Genomic DNA, 25,546 nt, shown 5'->3' with positions numbered 1-25,546 from the left:
TGTGTTGGTCGTAGTGGGAAGAAACGGTCGAACTGAGGCGCACAATTACTGGATCCAAAGCAGAGCGAGGCCGCGCATACCGTGAGTCGAACCGCCGTCCACTCCTCCGCAAAATGCTCCCGATCAACGAATAAGTGTCGACATTTCGTTGACCGGCAGACGCCCGCCCTCCTAATGTGACTGTCGACACCAGTTGATCGGAGGATCGACCATGACAGGCCAGACGAGTACGGACACCGGAGCCGCGCCCGCACCCCAGAAGAGCATGCTGCGACGCTCGATCATCGCCAGCGTGTCCGGCACGACGCTCGAGTGGTACGACTTCTACCTCTACGGCACGGCTGCGGCGCTGGTCTTCCCGAAGGTCTTCTTCCCCGAGTACGACGCGCTGACCGGAACGCTCTTCGCCTTCTCGACCTACGCCGTCGGATTCTTCGCCCGCCCAGTGGGCGGAGCGGTCTTCGGACACTTCGGCGACCGTATCGGACGCAAGACCGTCCTCGTCTTCACCGTCTCCCTCATGGGCGGTGCGACGTTCCTCATGGGACTCCTGCCGACCTACGACCAGGTGGGCATCGCCGCGCCGCTCATCCTCGTGACCCTGCGCTTCATCCAAGGGTTCGGACTCGGCGGCGAATGGGCCGGCGGCGCCCTGCTCATCGCCGAACGCGCCCCCAGCGACCGGCGCGGCTTCTGGACGAGCTTCGTCCAGGTCGGAGTGCCCATCGGCAGCCTCATGTCGACCGCGGCCCTCGGCGTGCTCTCGGCGACACTGAGCGAGGAGGCGTTCCTCAGCTGGGGCTGGCGGGTGCCGTTCCTCCTCTCCGCCGTCGTCGTCCTCATCGCTCTCATCATCCGCGCCAAGGTCACCGAGACCGAGACGTTCGCCGACCTCGCCCGGAAGGGCGCTGCCGTGCAGAAGTCCCCGGTCGCCGAGGTGATCCGCCGGTCCCCGAAGCGCATCATCCAGGTCATCGGCCTCCGCGTCGGCGCCGACATCTGCTACTACACCTTCGTCGTCTTCGTCGTCACCTACGTCACCGTCTTCCTCGGCATGGACTCGCAGGTGGCCCTGCGCGCCGTCCTCGTCGCCGGCATCGTCGAGCTTTTCCTCTACCCGGTCTGGGGGCGCCTGTCGGACCGCATCGGCCGCAAGAAGGTCTCGATGATCGGCGTCATCGGCTGTGCGCTCTGGGCGGTGGCGTTCTTCTCCCTCCTCGACACGAGGTCCCCGCTGCTCATCATCCTCGCCGTCGTCGGCGGGCTCACGCTCCAGGCCGCGATGTACGGCGTCTCGGCGCCGTGGATCTGCGAACTCTTCGACACCGACATCCGCTACTCCGGCGCCTCGATCGGCTACCAGTCCGCCGCCATCGTCGGCGGCAGCCTCGCCCCGATCATCGCCGTCGCCCTCCTCCGCCAGTTCGACACTCCGTGGGCGGTCGTCGCCTACCTCCTCGTCGGACTCGCCGTCACATTCGTCGCCGTCCTCACGATCCCCGAGACCAAGGGACGCGACCTCACCCAGCCTCTGCGTCCGCCTGGACGTGCAGGCGCCCGCCGGGCCGCCTCGGCGATGTCCGCGCAGGGAACCGGATCCGCACAGCGGACCGGATCCGCACCGAGAACCTCAGCCACACAGCTGCTGTCAACGAAGGGAGAAGACCAATGACCAACCGTCTCATCTACACCGGCCTCAACGCGGGACGCAAGCCTCTGGCCAGCGTCGTCGGAGGACAGGGAGTGCGATTCCTGCTCTCCGACGGACGCGAGGTGCTCGATGCGAGCAACACCGGCGGACCGCTCGGACACAACCATCCAGCCCTCGTCGAGGCGGCCACGAAGGCACTGACGGCCCCGGTCATCAACGAAGGTTGGTTCTGGGAGGAGCGCGAGCAGGCCGCCCAGGACCTCATCGACATCGCCTTCGCGGGTGAACACGACTGGGTCGGCGGAGTGCGCTTCGCGCTCAGCGGCAGCGAAGCCAACGACCTCGCGCTCTCCTTCGCCCAGGCCTACACCGGGCGGAAGAGGATCGCGACCCGCGAACGCGCCTACCACGGCACCGCCGGACTCGCCCGCGCCGTCACCGTCCAACCCCAGTGGCACGGCGGGCTCTCCGTCGCAGGCGGCGGCACCAGCCCCGCCCCGGCCACCGCCGAGGTGACGGTCCTCCCCGGACCCACGCATGCCACGTGGGGCGGCACCAACGCCTCGACCCCCACCGCCGCCGACCTCGCGGCCCAGGGCCTCGACGACGTCGCCGCGACGATCATCGACTACACCCAGGGCGGGGTCTACTACGACCCCGACTACCAGAACGCGATCGCCGAAGCCGCCCGCGCCGCCGGATCCCTGTGGATCGCCGACGAGGTCGTCACCGGTCTGGGACGCCAGGGCCGCTGGTTCGCGTTCCAGGGCGCGGACTCCCGGCCGGACATCGTCACCCTCGGCAAGCCGTTGGCCGGCGGCATCGCCCCCGCCGGTGCGATCGTCATGTCCCAGGACATCATCGACTCGATGTCGGACAAGACCTGGCAGACCTACAGCACCTTCCGCGGCCACCCGGTCGCCGTCGCAGCCGCCCGCGCCCACCTGCGCATCGTGCAGGAGGAGAACCTCATCGCCCGCGCCGCCGAACTCGAAGAATCGTTCGCGAAGAACCTCACCGCCATCGCCGAGGCGCACCCCAGTGTTGCCCGGGTCGACGGCAGCGGCATGCACTGGACCGTCGAACTCGCTGGCCCCGATTGGCGCACCTGGGACGGCACCGCGACCGAACCGCCGCTGGCCTCCCGCGTGGCCGCCCGGGCCCTCGAGGCCGGGGCGATGATCGGCACGAGCGGTGAGCAGACCTCGCTGTTCCTCGCCCCCTCGCTCATCATCGGCGATGATGATCTCAACCAGATCTTCCAGGCCCTCGACCACGGTCTCGAGCTCGCCGACGAGGAGGCATGAGATGACCCAGTCCACTGACACCGTCACCGTGCTCGGGCCCGGGGAGACGACGACTCTCACAGTGCCCTACGGTGCGGTCCTGCGCCTGCGCGACGTGGGCGGCGGCGCCTGCGGTCAGCTCGTCGTCGTCAACCACGGCGACGCCCGGGAGCGGTTCTCCGCCCCGAACACGATGCTGCTGAATAAGAAGGTCTACTTCGATGAGGGCTCGGTGCTCCACTCCTACCTGTGCAACCCGATGATGACGATCACCGACACCGACGTCACCCACGACGCCCTGCCGGGGACCCTGGCCAACCGCGGTCCGCGCCCCGGCGCCGAACTGCTCGCCCGGGAGGCCGCGGGGCTCGGGCTCGCACCCCACCAGGTGCCGTACCCGTTCCTCGCCTTCACCCATCACACGATCACCGACTCCGGCTACGTCGGGGCCGCGGTATCCGTCTCGAACCCCGGCAGCTTCATCGACCTGCGCGCCGAACTCGACGTCGACGTCGTCATCGCGAACACCCCCGACCTCCTCGGCGAGGGAATCGGCGACGAGCCGCCGGGAGTGCTCGAGATCGAACTGCTCAAGGAGGACGCATGAGGACCGAAGACCTGCCGGAGATCCACCTCGATACGACGATCCCGGCCCGCCGCGGCGACCTGTTCCGCCTGGCGGCGGGACAGACCCTGCGCTTCATCGACGTCGACGGGCAGCAGTGCTCCGACCTCATCGCTTTCGACGCGAACGACATGACCCGGGCGATGTCGCCGACGATGAGTGTGGCCGTCAACGACGGTCACCTCTACCTCGGCGAAGGGGACTGGCTCGTCGACGACGACGGGGACGTCATGCTCACGATCGTCGCCGACACGGTGCAGGACCACGACATCCTCTGCGGCAGCTGCAGTCCCGGACTCAACCGCACCCGCCACCACGGTCGCGGCGCCGGGAAGCGGACCTGCCACGTCAACTTCGTCGAAGCCCTGCGCGAGTACGGGATCCCCGCCGAGGACGTGCCCTACTCGTTCAACATCTTCATGAACTACCCCGTCGGCCCCGACGGGGACATGGAGTACGCGACGTGCAAGTCCGTGCCCGGGGACTACATCGACCTGCGGGCCGAACGCGACCTCATCGTCGCCATCTCGAACTGCCCGCAGGAGCTCACCCCGCTCAACGGCTTCAACCCCACGCCCAGTCGCGTGATCATCTATTCGACAGAGGAAGGAACGGACGTATGAAGCGCGCTGGAGTCGACGTCGGGGGCACCTTCACCGACGTCGTGGTCATCGACGAGGACGGTCAGGTCACCCAGAACAAGGTCCCGTCCAACCCGCAGCACCTCGAACGATCCGTCGTCGACGGGCTCGTGCGCACCCTCGGCGGGGATGAGCACACCGCTGACCTGGGGTTCCTCGGTCATGAAACGACGGTGGCGACGAACGTCACACTGGAGCGCACCGGTCCCCGGGTCGCGATGATCTGCACCCGCGGGTTCCGCGACATCATCGAGATCGCCCGCCTGGCCCGGCCTGGTGAGAAGCTCTACACGCTCAAGGACGTCATGCCCGACCCGGTCGTCGCCCGCGCCGACTGCTTCGAGGTCACCGAACGCGTCGACGCCACCGGTCAGGTCGTCGCGGCCCTCGACGAGGCCGACGTCCGTGAGGCGATCACGACGATCGCGGCCCGCGGCATCACGTCCCTGGCCGTGTGCCTGATGTTCTCCTTCCGCAATCCCGGCCATGAGCGGCGGATCCGTGAGATCGCCGCCGAGGTGGCCCCGGAGATCCAGGTGTCCCTGTCCTCCGAGGTGTGGCCCGAGTTCAGAGAGTACGAGCGGGCGAGCACGACCTCGCTCAACAGCTACCTCAAACCCTCCGCGTGGAAGTACCTCTCGAAGCTCCAGGACGCGTGCGCTGCCGCGTTCCCGAACTCGAGCCTGTGGGTCATGCAGTCCAACGGCGGCCTGACCACCGCGGACTCCGCCTCCGACCAGCCGGTGCGACTCGTCATGTCCGGGCCCGCCGGTGGGGTCATCGGCGCCCGATACGCCGCCCAGCAGACGGGTCTTCCCAACCTGCTCGCCGTCGACATGGGCGGGACGAGCTTCGACGTGTCCCTGCTCCAGGGCGGGCAGGCCACCCTCGTCGATCGGCAGGAGGTCATGGGTCTGCCCCTGCAGGGGCGGGCACTGGACATCATGACGATCGGCTCCGGCGGCGGGTCGATCGCCTGGGTCGATGCGGCCGGGCAGTTCCGGGTCGGTCCCCGCAGCGCCGGCGCCTACCCGGGACCGGCCTGCTACGGTCGCGGCGGGACGAACCCACCGTCACGGACGCGAACTACGTGCTCGGTCTCTTCTCACCCGATTCCCCGATCGCCGGCGGCGACCTCGAACTCGACTACGACGCCGCGTACACGGCGTGCGCGACGCTCGGGGCGAAGCTCGGGCTCACGGCTGTGGAGACCGCGTGGGGGATCAGGCAGATCGTCAACGCCTCGATGGCCGGTGCCGTGCGCACCGCCTCGGTGCGGCGGGGGCTCGACCCGCGTGACTTCGCGCTCCTCGGATTCGGCGGTGCCGGGCCCCTCCATGCCGCCGACATCGCCTCGGAGATGGGCATCACCGATGTCGTCATCCCCGCCGTCGCCGGTTGCTTCAGTGCCCTGGGCATCGCGATCACCGACGCCGTCCACGACTTCGTCCACACGCAGTCGCGACTCGTCGACGCTGATGCCTCCAGGGATGCCGGAGACGACCTGCGATCGCTCATGGACCAAGGCGCCGAGGAGCTGCGCGACAGCGGCATCGACGACGCCCTCCACCAGTTCGAATGCTCCGCCGACCTGCGCTACCAGGGGCAGAACTCGACGCTCAACGTCCGCCTCGGCGAATCCGGGGACCTCACCGGACCCGGCGAGGCCTTCCACGCCGAGCATCTGCGGCAGTTCGGGTACGAGATGCGCGATCAGCCGCTCGAACTCGTCAACCTCCGGGTGCGGGCGATCGGCACGATCGGGCAGGACTTCGAAGCCTCCCGGACCGCCGAGGCGACCGTCCCGAAGTCGCAGGGCGCTAGGGAGATCGTCACCTCCCCCGGGGAGACGGCGAGCGTTCCCGTCTACGACCGCGACCTGCTCACCCCAGGCGCCGAGTTCGCAGGCCCCGCGATGGTCACCTCACGCGACACCGCAGCCGTCATCCCGCCGAGCGCCCACGCCCGCGTCGACGGCGGCGGGCACCTCAGGATCGGATTGGCACGATGACACAGACAGGAACCCCAGTGAGCACTTCGATCGACCGCATCACCCTCGAGGTGATCAGGAACGGGCTGCTCACCGCGGCCGATGAGATGAAGAACGTCGTCCTGCGCACCGCGTACTCGAACCTGTGGAAGGAGGCCGGGGACCTCTCGTGTGCGCTGCTGCGGCCCACCGGCGAGGTCGTCGCGCAGGGTTCGGCGGACATCCCCATCCACCTGCCGACGATGCCGTTCAGCTTCGCCGGGCTGACCGAACGCTTCCCCGTGGAGACGATGCTGCCCGGGGACGTGTTCATCCACAACGACCCGTTCCGCGGCAACAACCACCTGCCGGACTTCTTCATGTGCAAACCCGTGTTCTTCGACGGGACCCTGCTCGGCTTCGCGGCCGTGCGCGGGCACTTCATCGACGTCGGCGGCAACGGTCCAGGCTCGTATTCGTCGACGGCCCCGGACATCCAGGCCGAGGGCTTCCGGATCCCGCCGATGCGCGTGTGGAAGGAGGGGGAGCGCAACGAGGAGCTCGTCGGGCTCCTCGAATCCAACCTCCGCAACCCGCGCGAACGCATCGGCGACCTCCAGGCCCAGTACGCCGGCTGCAACACGGGTGAACGTCGCCTGCAGGCGCTTGCTGAGAAGTACGGGGCACAGACGCTGAGCATCGCGATCGAGAGGGTCCTCGACGACGCCGAGACCCTCGCCCGTGCCCACATCGCGGAGATCCCCGACGGCCGGTACGAGTTCGAGGACTTCTGCGACGGCGACGGCATCGTCAACGAACCCTTCGCGATCCGGTGCGCCGTCGAGGTCCAGGGTTCCGACATCGCCATCGACTTCGACGGCACCTCACCGCAGACCCACGGGGGCATGAACATGGCCCTGTCCGTGTGCTACGCCGCCTGCGTCTACGCGATCAAGGCGCTCACCGACCCGGACAGTCCCGCGAACTCCGGGGCCTACCGCCCGATCACGGTGACCGCCCCGGAGGGCACCGTCGTCAACGTCAGCTATCCCGGCGCCGTCGTCGCCGGCAACCATGAGACGTCTGCCCGGGTTGCCGACTGTGTGACCGGGGCCCTCGCCGAGGCGCTGCCGGACAGGGTGGTCGCCGCCGGGGCCGGGAGCACCGGGGTCCTCGTCTTCGGCGGGCATGACGCCGACCGTGACTTCATCTGCGTCGAGATGCACGGTGCGGGCCAAGGTGGGGGAGCCGGCGCCGACGGGGGGAACGCGCACCGCGTCAACATCGCCAACACCGGCAACACCCCCACCGAGGCGCTCGAACTCGAGTATCCGATGACCGTCATCGAGTACCGGATCACCGACGACGCCGGTGGGGCCGGGGAGTTCCGCGGCGGCTGCGGCATCCAGCGTCGGGTCCGGTTCAATGCACCGGGGTGGATCACGATCGTCGCCGAACGCGGCACCGTCGCCCCCTACGGGCTCTTCGGCGGTGGTCGTCCCGAACCGACGCAGGTCGTGCTCACCCGGGCCGACGGCACGGTCGAGGAGCTGCCGACGAAGACGGCGCCGCTGCTCGTCGCCGCCGGTGATGAGCTGTTCCTCAAATGCGCGGGCGGCGGCGGGTACGGGGATCCCGTGGACCGCACCGTCGAGGCGCTGCAGGCCGATGTCGACAACGGCTACGTGTCTCCGGATGCGGCGGCGACGATCTACGGAGCCGTCGTCCTCGAGGATGCCGGACGAGCGGATGGGAAGTGGGTGGTCTCCCGATGACCGACGACCAGCAGAATGCCGGTGACCAGGGGACGAACGCCGAGGCGATGCGGACCGTGCAGACGTACCTCGACGGGCTCTACGCCGGCGACGTCGACCTCCTCGGTGAGGCGTTCCATGAGAAGGCCAGGCTCTTCAGCGCGACCGAGGACGAGCTCGTCGCCCTCGACGTGCCCGCCTATCTGGCCATCGTCGCCGGTCGGCCGTCACCGGCCAGTCGCGGGGACGCCAGGGTCGATGAGATCGTCGAGGTCAGTCCCGCGGGACCGTCGACCGTCCACGTCCGGGTGCGCAACCGCTACCTGCCGAAGCAGTTCACCGACGACCTCGTCATCGTCGAGGACCGCGGCCGGTGGCAGATCGTCAGCAAGGTCTGGCACTACGACCTCATCTGAGGGCAGGCGCGAGCGCGCGGTCCGCACTACGTGCACCCCTGCGCTCGCCGCCGCCTCGCGGTGCTCGGGCTCTACTTCCCGAGCACCCCGTCGACGAGGATCCGGGCATCGTTCTGGACGGCACGGAGGTGGTCCTCGTCGCGCAGGGACTCGGCGTAGATCTTGTAGACGTCCTCGGTGCCCGACGGTCGCACGGCGAACCATGCGTTGTCCGTGGTCACCTTGAGCCCGCCGATCGGAGCGTCGTTGCCGGGTGCCGTGGTGAGCACCGAGGTGACGTCCTCCCCGCCGATCGTCGACGCGGTGACCTGCGAGGGTTCGAGGGCACCGAGGCGGGCCTTCTGCTCGCGGTTGGCCGGGGCGTCCTGGCGAGCGTAGGCGCTCGTGCCGAACTTCTCGGCAAGCTTCGCATAGCGCTGCGAGGGAGTCTGCCCGGTCTTCGCCGTCATCTCCGAGGCGAGGAGGGCGAGGATGATGCCGTCCTTGTCCGTCGACCACACCTTGCCGCCTCGGCGGAGGAAGGAGGCACCGGCGGATTCCTCACCGCCGAAGGCGAGCGTGGAGTCGAGGAGGCCGGGGACGAACCATTTGAAGCCGACGGGGACCTCGAAAAGGCTGCGGCCGTGGGCGGCGACGACGCGGTCGACGATCGAGGAGGTGACCAGGGTCTTGCCGATCGCGGCAGTGCTTGGCCAGTCGGGGCGGTTCTCGATGAGGTAGTCGATCGCGGCGGCGAGGTAGTGGTTGGGGTTCATCAGGCCCGCATCGGGGGTGACGATGCCGTGCCGGTCGGCGTCGGCGTCGTTGCCGGTGGCGATGTCGTAGTCGGCGCGGGAGGCGATGAGGCCGGCCATCGCGAACGGCGAGGAGCAGTCCATGCGGATGTTCTCGTCCCAGTCCAGGGTCATGAACGACCAGGTGGGGTCGAGCTCGGGGTGGACGACGGTGAGGTTGAGGTCGAAGTCCTCGGCGATCGCCGCCCAGTAGTCGACGCTCGCGCCGCCGAGCGGATCCGCGCCGATTTTCAGTCCCGAGTCGCGGATGAGGTCCATGTCGATGACCGAGGAGAGGTCGCCGACGTAGTTGGAGATGAAGTCGAAGTTCTCGGTGTTCTCGAGGTGGAAGGCCCGCTGGAAGCTCGTGCGCGGGATCTTCTCCCAACCCGCTTCGAGGTAGGCGTTGGCGCGGTCGGCGATCCACTTCGTCGCCTCGGTGCCGGCGGGGCCTCCGTGGGGCGGGTTGTATTTGATGCCGCCGTCGGCCGGAGGGTTGTGGCTGGGGGTGATGATGATGCCGTCGGCCTGCGCGTCGGTGACCGACTTCCCGGCGTTGAAGCCGAGGATCGCGTGGGAGACCGCCGGGGTCGGGGTGTAGCCGTCGCGTTCGTCGATGAGCGCGGGGACGCCGGCTGCAGCGAGGACCTCGAGAGCGGTGAGGAACGCCGGTTCGCTCAGGGCGTGGGTGTCACGGCCGAGGAAGATCGGCCCGCGCACTCCGTGGTCCTTGCGGTAGTCGACGATGGCCGCGGTGATCGCGGCGATGTGGGCTTCGTTGAACGCCCGGTGGAAGCTCGACCCGCGGTGTCCCGAGGTTCCGAAGCTCACGGCCTGGCCCGGGACCGAGGGGTCGGGGACGAGATCGTAGTAGGAGTCGAGGAGTGCGGGGACATCGATGAGGTCCCTGTCCTGGGCCAGCTGGCCGGCGCGAGTAGTCATATGCCTACCTTGCCAAACACTGCTGGCCGGTCACAGTCAGCGCACCCGAGTTCTTGCATCGTGGACGCAGGGGCCCACCTCGGACGAAAGGACTCAGGAGGTGGTCAGCGGGCATCCAGGGTGGAGGGGTCGGCCCCGGTCGTAAGCAGGGTCGGTCCCGGTCGTGTGCAGAGACGCGGGCTCAGGTCTACTTGACCCAGGGTTCCTGTCCGGTCTCCGAGACGATGGGCTTGCCGTTGTCGATGTTCCACGACCCCATGCCGCCTTCGACGTTGAACGCGTCGAACCCGTTCAAGTTCAGCCATGCCGTCGCGCGCAGCGAGCGACCGCCGGTGCGGCAGATGATGTACATGTCGTCGTCGAGCGGCAGATCGTCGAGGCGTTCGGGCAGTTCGCCGAGGGGAACATGGATCGCGCCCTCGATGTGCCCGGCCTCCCATTCGTCGTCCTCGCGCACGTCGATGATCGCGGCGCCGTCGGGGATCTCGGTCACGGTGACAGATGGTTCGCTCATGCCTCCCAGTCTAAGACCGTGCCCTGACGCTCGCATCGGCCCCATCCCCTCGCCGAGGCGGTCGTCCCGGGAGCCGGCCACTGCCGCCGCGTCGACGCTCAGTCCCGACCTGTGCCCGGCCACCAGTTGAAACAAGGACACTGTTCTTTTCTGCGTTCGCGTGTGAGAATGACGGCACCGCCGCGGTGCGACTCGTCCGCACTCCGGCGCAGGTCACCGGAACCCGTCTGCGAAGGGGAGCACCATGAGCCGCAATACGAATGAGTCCACCGGCGAGGAGAAGGCCCGCGACGTTGCGGCCGGCCTCGACCGTGCCGCCGAGAAGATCGCCGGCACCTCCGACATCGAGCAGGGAGCGAAGACCGGCTACACCGAGGCCGACGTCGAATCCCGCGCTCAGACCACGGCGACCGCCGAGGGCTTCACCCTCTACCGCAACCCCGACGGCTCGCACACCGCGATCGACGAATCCGCGACCGTCGGCTACGCGGCCGCGCCCCCGCAGCGCGAACCCACCGACCGGCGGCATCGCCGCGAGCAGCCCACCGAGGGCCTCGACCAGAAGGACGTCGTGCGGATCCTGCGCGACAGCAGGTACGTCATGCTCACCACCGCCCTGTCCGACGGCAAGTTGCTGGCCCACCCGATGGTGCCCCAGCAGGTCACCGACGATGCCGACGTGTGGTTCTTCATCGGCCTCGACGGCGACCAGGCGAGCGCCCTGCGGCAGAACCCGCACGTGAACATCGCCGTCTCCGAGGCGGGCAACTGGCTCTCGGTGGCCGGGATGGTCGAGTTCGTTGACAGCCAGGCCAAGGTCGACTACCTGTGGAACGACGAGGCGGCCGCCTGGTTCGACGGCGGCAAGGAGGACCCCAACCTCGGTCTCATCCGGGTCGTCGGCGACTCCGCCCAGCACTGGGGCCTCAAGGGCGGCAAGGTCGCCGGCATCGCGCAGATGATCAAGGCGAAGGTCACCGGTCAGCGCGCCGAGGGTAGCAGCCAGACGACCGAACTCTGAGGCAGCCCCTCGTTCAAGCCGGAGAGCACTTTTCGATCGTTCCTCGGGTCCAAAAGTGCTCTCCGGCTTGACCGAGAACGGTCTTCGTCTTCACAGGTCGAAGAACGTCGACAGCGGCACCGGCTGGGCGACCGGCCGCTCGAGAATCGGATCCGCGACGGCTGATACTACTTTCCGGTACGCGAAGCGCATCGCTTTTGTTGTGCGTTCATGACACTATTTGAGAATGACTTTTAGTGTTTCAGAGAGCTTGTCGACTGTGTTTTCCTACCTTGGGGATTGGCCATGGGCGACGTTGGCCGCGGTAGCCTCTGCAGGCTTCGCTGGGACGCAGATTGCCCTTACACGGCGCCAGACCGCCCGACGATCTGGGTCCGGACTTTCTGGACAATACTATGAACAAGCTAAAACGATTCCAGATGACTTTCAACCGGATGAACCCGGTCCCTGGTCCGACGCTCAGTTGGTCTTACGAATTGACAATGTTTTAAACGAACCATTTGTTTCAGTGATTGCGCTACTTCAATTAGCAGATGGTCGAACATTTCGGGCGTTCGCAGATTGGGTGCCACCAAACAGTGTGATGTACTGTTTAGTTGGAGATACTGACGAGCACGATTTTATCTCATTGAGAAGATCCAGCGTTGTTGAAATGACATACGTGGATAGTAGCGGGAAAGTGTGGCATCGTACCTCGACGGGAAGGCTTACGTCTGGATTCCACCCCTTAGTTCGCATTGCGTGGGGCGCTTATAGTAGGTTCCCTAGACTCGCGAAATGGTGGCCAAGAAAATTTTCTCCCCGAATGATTAATGGCAAGTTCAATTTTGCGGCTTCGTTTCGAGGCGTCGGGGATTTGTATTCGGATGACCCTCCATATAGCGGTGAATCATGGCATGTGTTTGAGGCTAGCCAAAGGACTGTCGAAGAGGACCTGGCATCAATTCCGCAGATCCAGTATGAACCCACCGAAAGTGAATGGAGAGATTGGGGCCCGGATGGCAAATGTAGGACGTCATAATTTCCGCCCAATGTAAGTAAATGACGCGGCGAAATGCCAGTCGACATTGTATTTTTCGTTTCTATGAGGGAGTTCGAGAGGTGAGAGGAAATTCATTTCAAATAGATAATTCTTGATCGTTAAAGTAAGATCTATTTTAGGGCGGTATTGCGCGTAGCTGGCTCGCTCTTGATTTTGGGTTACGCTCTTAGTGCAAAGTTCTGAAACGTACAATACCTGCGTTCGAATCGGGTGTTCTTAAACAGGAGCAATGTGAGCGAGAAACAAGATGAGACCAACTCACAGGTCGAAGAATGTCGACAGCGGCACCGGTTGCGCGACCGGCCGCTTCATCGTCTGCGCCAGTGAGGTCGTAGTCGCCTCGGGTGCGGCGGCGATCGCATTGTCGGCGTCCCCCGAACGGTTGGCATCGGGTGCAGCATCGCCGGAGACTCTTCGACCCGAAAGGCACGTCACCGCGAACCCGCACTCGCGTCCCTGACACCAGCCCATGCCCGCCTGCGTCATGTTCTTCTGCGCCCTGGCATCGGCGGCAGCCAACTCGTCGCGCGCCCGGACGATCTCCCCCGCCGACACCTCTTCGCACCGGCATACGATCGTCTCCTCCCCGAGGCGGCCCTGCCACCCAGCAGGCACCGGATGGGCCATGTGCATCGATGCGGCGAACGCCCGGTGGCGCGCGATCGTCGACCGTTCGGACCGCAGGGTCGGTCGCGGACGACCAGTCACCTCGGCGGCGGCGATAGCTCCGGCCGTACGACCTTCGGCGACCGCGAGGACGGCACCGCCGACCCCGGTGACCTCGCCGGCGAGGAGGAGTCCGGGCACCGATGACCGCTGGGCCCCATCGACGACGGCGACGAGCGACCCGTCGACGTCGACGCGTGTGCTCGCCCCGAGCGCGACCGGCAACTCGAGCTGCGGGGTGAACCCCCACCCGAGTCCGACCGCGTCGATGCCGTCGAGGATCCGTTCGGTGCCGGGCACCACCTCGCCGAGGCGGTCGATCCGTGCCGTGCGCACGGCCTCGACCCGGACCTCGCCGAGGATCTCCGTGACCACGGTCTGAGTCCGATACGGGATGCGCTCGCGGAGGAACGTCCACGCGTAGCTGGCACCTTCGACCGCCTTCTCCGGCACCCCGACGGCCGACCTCACGTGGGGAAGCCACCCGGTGAGGCGGGACGATTCGAGGACGGCGGCGACCTCACCGCCGAGCCGGACGACGGTGTCGGCGACGGGGAGGAGGAACGGGCCGGTGCCGGCGATGACGAAGCGCCTGCCGGGCAGCAGGCCGTTCTGCTTCGCGAATCCTTGGACGCCGCCCGCGGCCATGACCCCGGGCAGGTCCCAGCCGGGGATCGGGATCTGCCGGTCGTAGCCGCCGGTGGCGATGATGAGCCGAGTGGCTCGCACGACCGGGTCGAGGCTGCGTCCGGGGCCGTGGCTGGGCGCGAGGCGGAGGACGAACCCGCCGGTGTCGGCCGTGACCATCCACACCGAGGTCGAAGGCCGGAAGTCGATGACCCCCGTGGCGATGCTCGCATCGAATGCCGCCCGCAGCGCCAGATAGTCACCCCACCCGTGGTGGAGTCGGCCGTCGTCGCTCGCCGAGGCTTCGGTCCGGTGCCGCCAGAACTGACCTCCGGGTTGGACGGCAGAGTCGAAGACGACGATGCTCCTCGCCCCGCCTGCCGCTGCGGCATTCGCAGCCGCCAGGCCCGCGGGTCCGGCGCCGATGATCGCGATGTCGACGCTCATCGGTCGTTCCTGCCTTCTTCAGGGATAGTCCCGCCGCCAGCGTTGCTCGCTGGAGAAGCTTCGGCTGCCGGATGTTCTCCGCCCTCCCGCCGCTCTCCGGGAGCTCGGCTGCCTGCGCTGCGGATATCCATGCCCTCGGCGAGCGGGATCATGCAGGCGCGGTGTCCGGATTCGCCGTCGATGTCGACGAGGCAGTCGAAGCACACGCCGATGCCGCAGAAGAGCCCGCGCGGTCGGCCCGACCGGGTCGTCCGCCAGCCCGTGCGCCCCGAGGCGAGCAGGGCCGCGGCGACACTCGCTCCCGCCGGGGCGCTGATCGGCGAGCCGTCGAAGGACGCGGTCACCTCATCGCTCATGCCGACTCCTCCTTCGCCGAACCGTCGACCCACTCGAACCCGCTGTTACTCTCGACCCCGTCTAACTGCTCGACCCCGCCGAAGTTCTCGAACCTCTCCGGGGCGAAGGGTGCGAGGTCGAGATCGGTCTCGGCGCCGCTCATCGCCTGGGCGAGCAGCTTCCCTGTCCCGACCGACAGGCCGATGCCCGCGCCTTCGTGCCCGCACGCGTGCCAGAGCCCAGGCGCCCTTGGGTCGGGGCCGATGACGGGCAGATGGTCGATGCAGTACGGGCGGAACCCGTGATAGTACCGGAGGATGCGCGTGTTTGTGAGGAACGGGAAGAGTGCTGCGGCGTTGCGCGCGATCGCCCCGAGCGCCTCGGTGCTCACTCGCCCATCGAAGCCGACGCGCTCCCTGCTCGAGCCGATGAGGATCGTCCCACCCGGGGTGCCCTCGACGACGGGGCTCGACTGCAGGCCGTCGGCCGAGCTGCCGACGTTGTCGATGTACTCCGCGGCGTAGACCTTGTGTCCGATCATCGGCGGCAGGGGTTCGGTGACGAGGACGAAGCCGCGCCGAGGCAGCACGGCGAGGTCGACCCCGGCCAGGGCGGCGATCTCACTCGCCCACGTGCCCGCCGCATTGACGACATGGGCGGCGGAGAAGTCCCCGACCGGAGTCCGCACCCCGGTCACCCGGTCACCGGAGCGGAGCAGGTCGGTGACCGGGGCGCCGGTGACGACCCTGGCCCCGTGGTTTGAGGCGAGGGCGAGGAGATGGGAGGCGGCGAGCATCGGCTGGACCTGGGCGTCGTCGGGGTAGAACGCGGCGCCGAGTGCTGCCGGAGTGATGTGGGGTTCGGCCTCGCGCAGCTGAGCGGGATCGAGCGGAATCGCCTCGACCCCGAAGTCGCGTTGGGCGGTGGTGACCCGGTCGAGGGAGTTCAGGCTCGTCTCCCGGGAGGCGACGATGATGCCGCCCTTGGCTTCGAACTCCCAGAGGCCCGAGAACTCGGCGAGTTCACCCGTCCACAATCCCAGCGAGTACTGGGTGAGGGTGAGTTCGGGGCCGAGTTCCTTGTCGGAGACGAGGAGGTTGCCCTCGCAGCGCGACGAGGTGCCCGAGGCCGGGAGCCCGCGGTCGACGACCGTGACCCGCAGGCCCGCGAGGCTCGCGAAGTAGGCGACGGCGCAGCCGACGATGCCGGCGCCGATGACGAGAACGTCGCTGGTCCCGTCCGCACGCATCATGCCAGCCGCCTCATCCGTCACCCGCCCGGGCCGCTGCCGCGTCGTCCTCACCGGTCGCCCAGATCGAGCGGGCATGGCCGATGTGGGCGCGCAGGAGCGCCTCGGCGCCGGCCCCGTCGCGTTCGCGCAGCAGCCGGATGAGTTCGTGGTGCTCCTGCGCCGAGGCGACGAGCCTGCCCTCCCGGGCCAGGGCGGCGATCCCGTAGAGGCGGGTGCGCAGCCGCAGCGAGGTGGCGAGTTCGGTCAGCTGTGGATTGTCGGCGAAGGAGAGGACCCGGGCGTGGAAAGCGCGGTCCTGGGTGAGGTATTCGGTGAGGTCCTCCTCGGCGGCACCTCTGGCGCACGCATCGGCGAGGCGGGTGAGTTCCTCGCAGGCCTCCTCGGTGATGGCGGCGGCGACATCGTGCATGACGGGCGGTTCGATCAGGAGGCGGATCGCGGCGAGGTCGTCGAGGTCCTTCTCCGTCATCGTCGTCACCCGGAAGCCCTTGTTCTTCACGGTCTCGACGAGGCCTTCGCGGGAGAGGTCCATCATCGCCTCGCGCACCGGGGTTGCGGAGACGCCGAGCTGCTGGCCGAGGACGGGAGCGGAGACGAGCTGGCCTTCGGCGAGGTCGCCGGTGATGATCGCCGTGCGCAGGCGGGTGAGCACGGTCTCGCGGAGGTTCTGCGGGCGATCGAGGCGGGGGAGGTCCGGCACCGAGGCGTCCTTTCGTCGACTGCTTGACACGATACTCACAGGAGGAAGCCTGCCGGGAACGGGTCGGTCGGATCGAGGAAATACTGTGCGGTGCCCGTCACCCAGGCCCGTCCCGTCACGGTGGGGATGACCGCGGGTCGGCCGGCCACCGTGGTCTCCGCGATCAGCCGGCCGACGAAGCGGGAGCCGATATAGGACTCGTTGACGAAGTCGGTGTCCAGGGGCAGTTCGCCGCGGGCGTGCAGCTGCGCCATCCGTGCGCTCGTGCCCGTCCCGCACGGGGATCGGTCGAACCAGCCGGGATGGATCGCCATCGCATGCCGGGAGCGCTGGGCGTCCGAGCCAGGGGCGGCGAGGTAGACGTGGTGGCAGCCGCTGATGTCGGGGCGTTCGGGGTGGACCGGAGGGTCGGTCGCATTGATCGCGTCCATGATCGCCAGGCCCGCGGCCAGGAGGTCGTCCTTGTTGGACCGGTCCTCCCGGAACTCGATGCCGAGGTCGCCGGTGTCGACCATCGCGTAGAAGTTCCCACCGAACGCAAGATCAAAGGTAACAGTGCCCAGCTCGGGGACGTCCACCTCGGCGCCGGGGCGGTCGACGAAGGAGGGCACATTCGTGATCGTCACGGATTCGGCATGACCGTCGGTGACGGCCACCTCGGCGGTCACGAGCCCGGCCGGGGTGTCGAGGCGCACGGTCGTGATCGGTTCGCTCACCTCGACCATGCCGGTCTCGACGAGCACGGTGGCGACCCCGATCGTGCCGTGCCCGCACATCGGCAGGCATCCGGAGACCTCGATGTAGAGCACGCCCCAGTCGGCGTCGTCGCGGGTGGGTGGTTGGAGGATGGCCCCGGACATCGAGGAGTGGCCGCGGGGTTCGGTCATGAGCAGGGTGCGCAGGTCGTCGCGGTGGGCCATGAACCAGGTGCGGCGTTCGGCCATGGTCGACCCCGGCAGCACGCCCACCCCGCCGGTGATGACGCGGGTGGGCATGCCCTCGGTGTGCGAGTCGACGGCGTGGAAGACGCGGGACGTGCGCAAGGGGCCTCCTCGGTGAGCGCCGGGAACCGGTGACAGGCACCGGGACGTGGTCCTCGAATGATAGCCAGCGGAATCCTCAGACGGCGACGGGCTGGGTCTCGGTCGCGTAGCCCTTTGCGGCGGCGGCCTGCGTGTCGGCGACGATGCGGTCGACGAGCGGCTGAGCCAATGGCAGGCGCGGGGGACGGCAGATGCCGCCGCGCAGGCCGAGGACGTCCATCGAGAGCTTGATCGCCTGGACGAACTCGGTCTTCGAGTCCCAGCGCAGCAGCGAGTGGAGGTCGCGGTAGATCTCCTGGGCGCGGACGAGGTCGGCGACGTCAATGGAGGTGCACAGTTCGAAGAGTTCGATGCACGCCCGCGGGATCGCGTTCGGGTAGCCGGAGACCCAGCCGACGGCGCCGGCGAGCCCGACTTCGAGGACCGTGTCGTCGGTGCCGATGAGGATGTCGAGGTCGGGGGCGAGTTCCTTGATCTCGTAGATGCGGCGGGGGTCGCCGGAGAACTCCTTGACACCGACGACGTGGCCGGCGGCATGGATCTCGGCGATGAGTTCGGGGACGAGGTCGACCTTCGTGTCGATGGGGTTGTTGTAGGCGACGACGGGCAGGCCGACGGCGGCGACCCTCGCGTAGTGGTCCTTGACGATGGCGGCGTCGGCTCGGTAGGTGTTCGGGGGCAGCTGCATCACCGAGGTGGCCCCCGCCTCGGCGGCCTGCTCCGCCCAGCGCACCGACTGGAGGGCACCGTATGCGCCGGTGCCGGCCATGACGTGGAAGCCGGCTGGGCTGGCCTGAACGGCGGTGGAGATGACGCGGGCACGTTCGTCGTCGGAGAGCGTCTGGTATTCGCCGAGCGAGCCGTTGGGGGCGACACCGTCGCAGCCGTGGGCGGCCAGCCAGGCGACGTGGTCGGCGAAGGCGTCGTAGTCGACGGAGTAGTCGTCGGTGAATGGCAGGGCGGTGGCGACGATGACTCCGTGCCAGGGGGTGGTCGACATGAGTGTCCCTTTCGATCGGTCCGCATCTTCCTCGATGCTGTGTGACATGTTACTGTGCAATGGTACACACGGAAAGTGGCGTGTGTCACTCCCTGAAATGCCCGGACCATCCCCAGCCGATCGCAGGTGCCTCGCCGGGTGCCGATCCAGCACCCGGCGGGGCCCTCACCCCGGCCCCAACCACCATTCCCCATCACAGTCCCTATCAGCAGTCCCAGTCACCTGTCCCAGTCAGCAGTCCCAGTCACAAAGGAGTCGACGCATGGACGACCTGCTTGAGATCATCGGCACCATCAACACCGGCATCTGGAATCCCATGGCCTATATGGCCTTGGGCCTCGGTCTGCTCTACACCGTGTGGACCGGGGCCGTGCAGATCCGCCGGCTTCCCGACCTCGTCTCGATCCTCAAGGAGTCCGCGGGTGATGAGGAAGGCGGGATCTCGAGCTTCCAGGCGCTCGCCCTGACGCTCTCGAGCCGAGTCGGCGTCGGCAACATCGCCGGTGTGGCCACCGCGATCGCCGTCGCCGGTCCCGGAGCGCTGTTCTGGATGATCGTCATGGGCATCCTCGGCGGAGCCACGGCCTTCGCCGAGTCGACGCTGGCCCAGGTGTTCAAACGCCGGGTTGACGGTGAGTTCCGCGGCGGCATCCCCTACTACATCGAACGCGGGCTGGGGCAGAAGTGGTTGGCCGTCATCGCGGCCGGCGCCACGGTGATCCTCTACGCCGTGCTCGCCCCGGGTGTGCAGAGCTTCAACATCGCCAACAGCGCGAACGTCGCCTTCGGGGCGCCCGAATGGGTGACCGGCCTCATCGTCGCCGTCGTCTTCGGGATCATCGTCATCGGCGGGACGAAGCGGATCACGGCCGTCGCGGACAAGGCCGTGCCGTTCATGGCCGCCGGCTACATCCTCCTCGCGATCGTCGTCATCTGCGTCAACCTCGACAAGGTGCCCGCGGTCATCGCGCTCGTCTTCTCCTCGGCGTTCGGCGTCAACGAGGTCTTCGGCGGTATCGTCGGTGCGGCCGTCGCCTGGGGTGTGCGGCGGGCCGTGTTCTCCAACGTCGCCGGTGTCGGTGAGGGCAGCTACGCCTCGGCGGCGGCATCGGTGTCCCACCCGGCCAAGCAGGGCATCGTCCAGGCGTTCTCGATCTATGTCGACACGGTGCTGGTGTGCTCGGCGACGGGGATCATGATCCTCATGACCGACAGCTACAACGTCGTCACCGAGGCGGGACGGACCCTCGTGGAGAACCTCCCCGGCCTCGAGCCCGGCACTGAGAACACCCAGATCGCCCTCGACTCGGTCTTCCCCGGCTTCGGGTCGGTCTTCGTGGCACTCTCCCTCTTCCTCTTCGCGTTCACGACGCTCATCGCGTTCAACTACATCTCCACCTCGGCGGCGGCGTACCTCTTCAAGGGAACCGCACTGGCCGTGATCACCCGCATCATCCAGGGGCTCATGGTCGTCATCGCGTTCCTCTCCGCGATCCTGCCCGCGGACCTCATCTGGGGCATCGGCGACATCGGCTACGGGTCGTTGGGGTGGATCAACATGGTCTGCCTCGTCTTCCTCGCCCCGCTGGTGGCGAAGGTGCTGCGCGACTACACGGCGCAGAAGCGGATGGGCCTCGATCCCGTGTTCGACCCGGTCAAGCTCGGCATCCGCGGCGCCGACGCGTGGACAGGCGAGAACCCGCCCGCCGCCGTCGCCGTGGCCCAGGCGAACAATGCGCGGCTGCAGGGGAGCGGGGCGGACGCGCGCTTTTGATGCTCAATTGAGCTTATTCGGTCAGCTGGGCAGGCCATACTCGTCAGTTCCGCCCAGATCCACGGCATCCTCGAGTACCGCCTGAACTCGATCTTCGAGGTCGAGATTCCCTTGGGCGCCGAGCTCATTCATGTAAGCATCAGCCTGAGCTGCAAGCGCCTTGTCTGACGTCGACATCGCGTTAGCAATCACCACAGGCACTGCATAGCTATTCAGGTCAAACAAGGATTGGCCGTCTTCGCTGTGTGCGCTGAGCAATAGTTTTAGGACGGCCAGCGCAGCTGATGGATTTGTTGTCGACGCCTGCGCCAGCTCCTTTCCGATCCTGCAGCTCTTGGTCGTAATGCTAGGTTCAACCTCGATTACGTAATGCAAATGCGGTAGCCACCACTCTGACGAGAACGAACTGCTCTTCGCCAGCCAAAAAATGCCTTCGAGCTCCTTAATGCTTTCGGGGTGCTTCCGCGTGAGGGCTGTCCGTTCGTCCCAGAGGGTTATGAAGCGATCGCAAATCGTTTCGTCAACCGTCGTTGAGCCGTGGAATTTACGGGCGATTATAGTCAGTGCGGCACCGCGAACAGCGGGATTCGTTTTGCTGAAAAATGATTCAAATACGGGGTCGGTTTCGTCGATATGCCCGTAAACAAACGCGTCTATGACCCATTCGCCGATCCTCGTTAACGGGTCAGTTGTGGTTTTCCATCCAGCCGCAAGCGAATCACCGACGTCAATCGCTGCAAGCATCGCTGGAGTTAGCAGGTCGTACATCGAACCGTTGTAATAGTGAATCGCCAAGGCTGTCGTCAGGGTGATCTGCTGCTCCACGGAAATGCCGTCTCGAGTGCCGACCAGGTCATCCAGATGAGTCTTGATCCAATTCGGGGCTGCATTGAGAAGCGATCCAAAGCCTGCGCCCAACACTGCTCTACCAGCACCGTGTACGTCTGATCGCAATAATTCCCGTTCGATGGCTTTAAGGGCTTGGTCTCGGCTGTGAGCATTCTCGGATCTGGTGGCGGTGACGATTAACGCTCGAACTGTACTTGGCCACCGCCAATTCAGGGACATGGTGAACGGGTCCCATCCTGAGTCTTCGCGCCTGAACGAAGCGTAGTCCTGCCAGGCATTTTCGTCATCCGACTGATCAATCAGAATCTGCGCAAGTATTTCGCGGTATGCAACCGGGGCGACAAGTGTTCCTCGCCTATTAAGAATTTCCTCTATCAGGCCAATCGCGGCACCTTTCGCGCCCCCAAAGTCCTTATCATCATCCATGTCGCCGCCTTCAACGGGAAACGCTGAGGCAAGCGGGTGACTCAACACGTACTCTGCCAGTTCGACAACTTGTGGCCAGTCGAGTTCGATGTCGGCTTTGGTTGCGGCCTGCCACCCGCGCAAGATCGCGCGCAAGTATGTAGGTCTCAGTTGCTTCCCCAGCTGGGGCACGCCCTTGAGTGCAAGCGGATGGGTCGTGAGAAGACTTGAAAGCTCCCTGCCTTGACCCTCATGAGTTGGCTCAGGTCCCCATCCGTCTCCTTCATCGTGCCAATTGGCAAGGTGAGCGACGAGTTCCGCAGGAGCCAACGTTGCCATTTCATCGTGATGCGTATGTGGGTTCGGTCCGGTCCAACTTGTGATCCGACCTACCGGTTCAAGGGGGTCGTGGATCGCGCCGCTAGCGTGGTCGAGTTTCGCGAGATCTTCGCGCAGGTCTGCTGGCAGCGCCTCGTGACCAATTGCAGAGAGCCATCGGTGACGGGTTCGCTGAGCCGTAGCCTGAATGTTGTTGTTCCACTGCTGATCAGTGCAACCCTTCGGACGCGGTAGGTGCTCACTCATCCAGGCAATGTCAGCCTCGAATGCCCGTGTGAGGAACGGTGTCACCACTGAAGTCGAAGACGCATCGGCACGAACCGCAGCTTGCGCGAGTCGCGCGTACTCCACCCGTAGACACTCGTCGTATGACTCTTGATCGTCCATCAACCGCCGCGTTACGTTCAAAATCGCCTTGGCATCCCCACCGGCATCGAGCTCTTGACGAATCGCCTCTGCTAACACAAACATGGCGATCTTCCTCAACAACTTAACGTTAGTACTTAGCAAAACACCGATGGTTTCTTCAGGCTCGCTGCGAACGGTCGCAAGCGCAAGATCACGGACGGCATCGATTAGTGCGTCCTCCTGGCCGTCCGAATAGTCGTCGCGCTCGGCAATCGAAGACCGGATCATTGCACTGGAGTCCTGATCATTCGAAGAGTGTTCGGACGACTTGACAAATGCTGTCAGCCATCCAGCGAGAGCTCTGAGCGCTGTCTCGTGAAGAGCGAGAACCATCCGAGGCAATTCTTCTTCAAACCAGTACTCCTCCGGGAGCAGTACCGGATTATGAAAGTTCTCGGGGTCGTTATCTGGTTGAGGCTCGAACAATTTATTCGCTAGCCAACGACCAAGTTGCGGTTGACCGTTTTTGAGCAAATTTACAGCAAACGACACGAGCGACCGAGGCTCAGTTCTCCACCCGAATCCAGATTGTGCCCATGTCCGCAGAAGAGGCTCTAGGCGAACGCTTGATTTGGCAGGAATCTGAGAACCGATTTCTATAACGGCACGGCGAACCCAGACGTTGTTGCTCTCTTGCAGTCCAAGCACCACATCTACAACGTCGTCTGGCGCTTGTGGGGCGATCCGAGTCAGGTAAGACAGTTCGGGCCAGTACGCATCTCGCAAGCGTTCGGGGCTCATGTAGCGTTCGGGGCTCATGTGTTGCAGATCCGGCGGGTGCGCAAACGCTTGCTGGTCCGAGAGTGGGCGAACCCAAAATGGGTTCTCGAGGCCTTCGTAGAACACTCTCCGAAGCTGGTATGTCGGGATCTTAAGCAACGCCGCGCGCACGCGATCGGGAGTGGGAACCGAATAGCAGCCGCCTGTTTCTGTCTTCACCGCGTTGATCTCGGCGAGCAGGTCGTCGATGGAATGACGGGTAGCGAAGAACGCCGTAATAACTCCGTCGATGAGCTCCTCAAAGACGCCGAGGTGTTCCCGTATCTCGTCGTTGGTGGGCAGTTCGTTGTCGGAGACATCTTGCTCGTGCAGGTGAGCCCACTTCACGAAGTAACGACGAGACTCCATCCAGTGTGAGACCGCAACGTTGCTCGCATTGTCGTCGTCCGTGATCAGCGAAGCCACGTCGTCCCTGATGCGACGTTTCTCGCTGATCGCGGCCTTGAACAGTTTGGCCATGGCATCGGCCACTTCTTGAGGTACGGGAACCGGACCACCTTCACGGTCCAGTTCCATCTCTGGGTGCCTAGCGAGTAGATCTGGAAGGTCTTTGATTAGGTCGCCCGAGGATGGCTTGCTCTTGGGAGCAGGCGGTTGACCCATCGAAGCAAGCACCCGATTCATAACTTCCCTCATGCAATGACCGATGAAAGCGACGCGCGTACGCGCGCCCGGAACTCGAAGGTGTCCGCTTAGCAACATCAGTGCTGTTCGATATAGATCGGCCAGCTCTGGGCGCTTCATCTGCAACGAGGCCAGGATTCTCTGCTGCCTGTCGTCCATGTATTCTTCGGGCCCTACCATTGACTTCCGCTCCCGTAAAACTAGATCAAGCTTCCATAGCGATTGCCGGAGTGAAACCCATATTCGCTCGTCGAAAGGTGATGAGTGGCTTTGGACTGTAACGAAAAAGCTACTTCTTCGAGCGTGCTTAGCCGACGGTGATGTTTGAGTAGGTACGGCTGGGCAGGGTCCGGCCGCAGATGCCAGACATGATCATTGCACCGGGTGTGAGCTGCGCTGCTCCTCTTGAGCACGTGTAAAGCGATCCGGTGGGACTGGCACCATGTGTTGGTGGGGCTATCGTGTCTCTGAGCTGTCAACACGATTGGGACCGACTGGAAGTTGCTTCAAGGTAGTCGCGTTGGTGTTTGATCCGCGTCTCGGAATTGAGGAGGGACGCGAATGCGATGCGATCCGCGCCCTCCCTGATGCTGATCTTGCGTCCGAAACTCCGGCTCCACCTGTTTGGCCAGAAGGATGATACTGTGACGCCTGTTGCCACCGCGAGGACGGGAACTGCTGCCGCGGGAACGCTTGAAAGTAGGAGCAGCACAACGATGATAGCGGCGGCTAAGTAGACCGCGCAGATGACCCAGTAGCCGCTGGCCCGATTCACACGGTCAGAACCAGTCTTGATACTCACGAGTCCGAGAGCGCACCCGATGGCGAGAATCGCGGTAAGAGCGGTGAAAACAAAAGCGACGCGGGCGTACCACTCCCACGGTTGGCCGAAACCTTTGCTGGTGATCGTAATGAGCGAACCAACCAAAGAGAACAGGAAAATATTGAAAACGACGATGCGGACGCCGTGCTTCCGGCGTTTCACTTGGAGTTTAGCGAGGTTCTCGCCGGTGATTGTCAGTGAACGCTTCAACGAGTCGAGCTTCTCCGCCGGGGCGAAGACGATCAGGGCACCAAGCAGTGTCGCGACTACGAGGAGAAATGCAAACACGGGAACGAGGACGAACAGCGCGCCAGCTAGAGAAGGATCATTTACACAGGCGATCCCAATGATTGCGAATGCAGGAACAAGAGCACCCGTAAGAAGCTCGGCGGTGAATCCGAGGAAGCGCTGCGTCGGGAGAGCTAGCGGATTCCTCCCGGACTGCGAGGTCAAGACGACGCCATAGAACGCTAAGAAGATCGCAGCGTACGCGGTCAACCCAGTGCCAATGTGGTTAAGAGCAGCGGCACCAGCGACGGAAGCACGACTCAAGACCTCCTGATCATCTACCTGAGTTATCGGGGTGGCGAGCAGGGCGGCGGTTAGAATCAACGATGCTGAGCTGAAGATTGCAATCTCGAGAATCGCTTTGCGGAGCGGTCGACTTTGAACGGCGCTGTAGTCAGCTTCCATGACTGACATCGTAATTTGAGGCACTGACGTAGAGAATGTTAAGGACGGGAGTCCGGTGTGACCCCGGCCCTGACTGCCCCACTCGCGTGGTGTCTTTCTCGTGATCTGTCCACCGACTCTCGTCATGACCCCCCAGCCGGACGGGA

General features: G+C 65.4%; 18 protein-coding genes and 1 pseudogene. 9 read left to right on the top strand and 10 right to left on the bottom strand.

The annotated features are described in order from the left end of the window. Nucleotides 1–211: 211 nt before the first annotated feature. The 7 genes and pseudogenes from AACX88_RS13000 to AACX88_RS12965 all read left to right on the top strand — a co-directional run bounded on the left by AACX88_RS13000 (nt 212) and on the right by AACX88_RS12965 (nt 8,342). Entirely contained in the window at nt 212–1,672 is a 1,461-nt protein-coding gene (locus tag AACX88_RS13000) for an MFS transporter (protein ID WP_339393367.1), read from the top strand. Further along, entirely contained in the window at nt 1,669–2,958 is a 1,290-nt protein-coding gene (locus tag AACX88_RS12995; protein ID WP_339393366.1) for a class-III pyridoxal-phosphate-dependent aminotransferase, read from the top strand. The genes AACX88_RS13000 and AACX88_RS12995 overlap by 4 nt, the downstream gene beginning before the upstream one ends. A 1-nt stretch (nt 2,959) precedes the next feature. Beyond that, nucleotides 2,960–3,544: an urea carboxylase-associated family protein gene (locus AACX88_RS12990; RefSeq protein WP_339393365.1), complete on the top strand. Its 585-nt coding sequence runs from the start codon at nt 2,960–2,962 to the stop codon at nt 3,542–3,544. Continuing rightward, nucleotides 3,541–4,185: a DUF1989 domain-containing protein gene (locus AACX88_RS12985; protein ID WP_339393364.1), complete on the top strand. Its 645-nt coding sequence runs from the start codon at nt 3,541–3,543 to the stop codon at nt 4,183–4,185. Before AACX88_RS12990 ends, AACX88_RS12985 begins: the two co-directional genes overlap by 4 nt. Further along, nucleotides 4,182–6,214: pseudogene (locus AACX88_RS12975) on the top strand (hydantoinase/oxoprolinase family protein). Before AACX88_RS12985 ends, AACX88_RS12975 begins: the two are co-directional and overlap by 4 nt. Nucleotides 6,215–6,231: 17 nt before the next feature. Next, on the top strand, nt 6,232–7,947 hold the full coding sequence (locus AACX88_RS12970) for a hydantoinase B/oxoprolinase family protein (RefSeq protein ID WP_339393361.1): 1,716 nt from the start codon (nt 6,232–6,234) through the stop codon (nt 7,945–7,947). Continuing rightward, on the top strand, nt 7,944–8,342 hold the full coding sequence (locus tag AACX88_RS12965) for a nuclear transport factor 2 family protein (protein WP_339393360.1): 399 nt from the start codon (nt 7,944–7,946) through the stop codon (nt 8,340–8,342). Before AACX88_RS12970 ends, AACX88_RS12965 begins: the two co-directional genes overlap by 4 nt. Before the next feature lie 71 nt (nt 8,343–8,413). Here the strand turns inward: AACX88_RS12965 and pgm are convergent, their stop codons facing one another. Both pgm and AACX88_RS12955 read right to left on the bottom strand, forming a co-directional pair. Beyond that, nucleotides 8,414–10,057 (bottom strand): phosphoglucomutase (alpha-D-glucose-1,6-bisphosphate-dependent), encoded by a 1,644-nt coding sequence (pgm, locus tag AACX88_RS12960; protein ID WP_339393359.1) that lies wholly within the window; start codon nt 10,055–10,057, stop codon nt 8,414–8,416. 187 nt (nt 10,058–10,244) lie between these two features. Continuing rightward, nucleotides 10,245–10,571, bottom strand: a complete 327-nt coding sequence (locus AACX88_RS12955) for a rhodanese-like domain-containing protein (RefSeq protein ID WP_339393358.1) — start codon at nt 10,569–10,571, stop codon at nt 10,245–10,247. 244 nt (nt 10,572–10,815) lie between these two features. On the opposite strand from AACX88_RS12955, the gene AACX88_RS12950 reads away from it, so the two are divergent. Further along, nucleotides 10,816–11,592, top strand: a complete 777-nt coding sequence (locus AACX88_RS12950; protein WP_339393357.1) for a pyridoxamine 5'-phosphate oxidase family protein — start codon at nt 10,816–10,818, stop codon at nt 11,590–11,592. Nucleotides 11,593–12,892: 1,300 nt separating this feature from the next. Here the strand turns inward: AACX88_RS12950 and AACX88_RS12945 are convergent. The 6 genes from AACX88_RS12945 to AACX88_RS12920 all read right to left on the bottom strand — a co-directional run bounded on the left by AACX88_RS12945 (nt 12,893) and on the right by AACX88_RS12920 (nt 18,705). Continuing rightward, nucleotides 12,893–14,374, bottom strand: a complete 1,482-nt coding sequence (locus AACX88_RS12945; protein ID WP_339393356.1) for an FAD-dependent oxidoreductase — start codon at nt 14,372–14,374, stop codon at nt 12,893–12,895. Continuing rightward, nucleotides 14,371–14,730, bottom strand: coding sequence for a (2Fe-2S)-binding protein (locus tag AACX88_RS12940; protein ID WP_339393355.1), 360 nt, complete (start codon nt 14,728–14,730; stop codon nt 14,371–14,373). Before AACX88_RS12940 ends, AACX88_RS12945 begins: the two co-directional genes overlap by 4 nt. Next, complete coding sequence (locus tag AACX88_RS12935) at nt 14,727–15,962, bottom strand: NAD(P)/FAD-dependent oxidoreductase (RefSeq protein ID WP_422614445.1); 1,236 nt, start codon at nt 15,960–15,962, stop codon at nt 14,727–14,729. The genes AACX88_RS12940 and AACX88_RS12935 overlap by 4 nt, the downstream gene beginning before the upstream one ends. 10 nt (nt 15,963–15,972) lie before the next feature. Then, on the bottom strand, nt 15,973–16,662 hold the full coding sequence (locus tag AACX88_RS12930; protein ID WP_339393354.1) for a GntR family transcriptional regulator: 690 nt from the start codon (nt 16,660–16,662) through the stop codon (nt 15,973–15,975). A gap of 35 nt (nt 16,663–16,697) precedes the next feature. Continuing rightward, nucleotides 16,698–17,705 carry a proline racemase family protein gene (locus AACX88_RS12925; protein WP_339393353.1) on the bottom strand — a complete coding sequence of 336 codons (1,008 nt, stop codon included), beginning with the start codon at nt 17,703–17,705 and terminating at the stop codon, nt 16,698–16,700. 76 nt (nt 17,706–17,781) lie between these two features. Beyond that, nucleotides 17,782–18,705: a dihydrodipicolinate synthase family protein gene (locus AACX88_RS12920; protein ID WP_339393352.1), complete on the bottom strand. Its 924-nt coding sequence runs from the start codon at nt 18,703–18,705 to the stop codon at nt 17,782–17,784. A 262-nt stretch (nt 18,706–18,967) separates the two neighbouring features. Between AACX88_RS12920 and AACX88_RS12915 the strand changes: the two genes are divergently transcribed. Further along, the gene (locus tag AACX88_RS12915; RefSeq protein WP_339393351.1) at nt 18,968–20,479 is read left to right on the top strand and encodes an alanine/glycine:cation symporter family protein; all 1,512 of its coding nucleotides are present in this window, start codon (nt 18,968–18,970) and stop codon (nt 20,477–20,479) included. A 21-nt stretch (nt 20,480–20,500) separates the two neighbouring features. Here the strand turns inward: AACX88_RS12915 and AACX88_RS12910 are convergent, their stop codons facing one another. Then, nucleotides 20,501–23,776, bottom strand: coding sequence for a hypothetical protein (locus tag AACX88_RS12910; protein ID WP_339393350.1), 3,276 nt, complete (start codon nt 23,774–23,776; stop codon nt 20,501–20,503). 583 nt (nt 23,777–24,359) lie between these two features. Next, the gene (locus AACX88_RS12905) at nt 24,360–25,400 is read right to left on the bottom strand and encodes a hypothetical protein (protein ID WP_339393349.1); all 1,041 of its coding nucleotides are present in this window, start codon (nt 25,398–25,400) and stop codon (nt 24,360–24,362) included. Nucleotides 25,401–25,546: the final 146 nt, after the last annotated feature.

This window comes from Brevibacterium metallidurans (assembly GCF_037101285.1).
Taxonomy (GTDB): Bacteria; Actinomycetota; Actinomycetes; order Actinomycetales; family Brevibacteriaceae; genus Brevibacterium; species Brevibacterium metallidurans.
Note: the sequence above shows the minus strand (reverse complement) of the source record. Positions and strands in the feature narration are given on the sequence as shown.